This window comes from Streptomyces sp. NP-1717 (genome assembly GCF_022695985.1).
Lineage (GTDB): Bacteria > Actinomycetota > Actinomycetes > Streptomycetales > Streptomycetaceae > Streptomyces.
In genome coordinates this window covers 1-1,984 of sequence record NZ_JAAPBF010000439.1, presented here as the reverse complement: position 1 = coordinate 1,984, position 1,984 = coordinate 1, and the positions used below count along the sequence as shown (strand labels likewise).

General features: G+C 67.5%; 2 protein-coding genes. Both read left to right on the top strand.

Going from position 1 to position 1,984, the window contains the following annotated elements; all coding sequences use genetic code 11:
- The first annotated feature begins 1 nt into the window (after position 1).
- Complete coding sequence (locus GXP76_RS35325) at positions 2-1,072, top strand: carbohydrate ABC transporter permease (RefSeq protein WP_242575706.1); 1,071 nt, start codon at positions 2-4, stop codon at positions 1,070-1,072.
- 18 nt (positions 1,073-1,090) lie between these two features.
- Positions 1,091-1,984, top strand: an 894-nt coding sequence (locus tag GXP76_RS35320) for a carbohydrate ABC transporter permease (RefSeq protein ID WP_242575705.1), incomplete at its 3' end; no start/stop codon positions are given.

Genomic DNA, 1,984 nt, shown 5'->3' with positions numbered 1-1,984 from the left:
CGTGGCCACCTCCACCCCGGCAGCCCGTACCGACGGGCAGCCGCCCCCGACACCGGACGGCTCCACCGGGAAGGGCGGCGCAGGCCGCGGCACGACCGCCGGCCAGTCGCGACGCAACATCCTGCACCGGCTGGACGTACGAGCGGTGCCGTACGCCTTCATCGCCCCGTTCTTCCTGATCTTCGGGGCCTTCGGCCTCTACCCGCTCATCTACACCTTCTGGATCTCGCTGCACCGCGTCGAGCTGTCCACCATGGACATGATGGAGTGGCGGGGACTCGCCAACTTCACCGAACTCATCGACGACGAGCGGTTCTGGAACGCGCTGACCAACACCTTCACCATCGGTGTCATCTCCACGGTCCCGCAGCTGCTGATGGCGCTGGTCCTCGCCCATCTCCTCAACTACCGGCTTCGTGGCTCCACGTTCTTCCGGGTCGCCGTCCTCACCCCGTACGCCACCTCCATCGCCGCCGCCGCACTCGTCTTCACCATGCTCTTCGAGCGCGACTTCGGCATGATCAACTGGGGCCTGAGCTTCTTCGGGGTCGAGAACATCGACTGGGAGAACCAGAAATGGCCCGCCCAGTTCGCCATCTCCGCCATCGTCATCTGGCGCTGGACCGGCTACAACGCCCTGCTCTACCTCGCGGCGATGCAGGCGATACCGAGGGATCTGTACGAGGCCGCCGCCATCGACGGGGCGTCACGCTGGCAGCAGTTCCGCCAGGTCACCATCCCCGGCATCAGCGCCACGATCGTCTTCACCATCGTGCTCTCCACGATCGGCGCGACCCAGCTCTTCGGCGAGCCACTGATCTTCGGCCAGGGACCGAACGGCATCAGCGGGGGCGCCGACAACCAGTACCAGACGCTGGGGCTGCTCCTCTACGAAGAGGGCTGGAAGAACTACCAGATGGGCCGGGCCGCGACGATCGCCTGGGCCATGTTCCTGATCCTCGTCCTCGTCTTCGTCATCCAACGCCTCGCCGCCCGCGTCAAGGCGGGCCGGCCGGCACGGACCGCCAAGGTCACCAAGAAGGCCAAGTCCACGCCGTCCGCCACGTCCTGACCAGGGAGCAGCAGCCGCATGACCATCGACACCGCACCCGTCCGGGCGGACGCGCGCGAACGGGCCCCCAAGGCCACCGCGACCTCCGGCCGCCGCCGGACGCGCCTCGCGCTGCGCCCCGGCGCCGGCCGCCAGCACCACGCCGGACCGCTCGCCTACATCCTGCTCGGCATCGCCGCGCTCATCTCCCTCTTCCCGCTGTACTGGACCGTGGTCGCCGCGTCCACCGACAACACCCGGGTGTCGCAGACCCCGCCGCCCTTCCTGCCTGGCCCGAACCTGCTCAAGAACCTCGGCATCGCCTGGCAGGACGCGGCCATGGGCAAGGCGATGATCAACAGCCTGATCGTCGCCGGCGCCATCGCGCTGTCGACGGTCTTCTTCGCCACCCTGGCCGGCTTCGCCTTCGCCAAGCTGCGCTTCAGGGGACGGAACCTTCTCCTGCTGCTGGTCATCGGCACGATGATGGTGCCGCCGCAGCTCGGAGTCGTACCGCTGTTCATGATGATGGCCGAACTCGGCTGGGGGCAGACACTCCCGTCCGTCATCTTCCCGACGCTGGTCAGCGCCGTCGGCGTGTTCTTCATGAGGCAGTACCTCAAGGAGGCGCTGCCCGACGAACTCATCGAGGCCGGGCGCCTGGACGGCGCGCATTCGCTCCGGATCTTCTGGAGCATCGTGCTGCCGATCGCCCGGCCGCCCATGGCGGTCCTCTTCATGATCACGTTCGTACACGCGTGGAACGACTTCTTCTGGCCGTTCATCGCTCTCGACATGACCAACCCCACGGTGCCCGTCGCTCTCACCCAGCTCAGCGCCGGTTATGTGCGCGACCAGTCCGTGATCATGGCGGGCGCGCTGCTCGGCACCCTGCCGCTGCTGGCGATGTTCATCGTCTTCGGCCGCCAGATA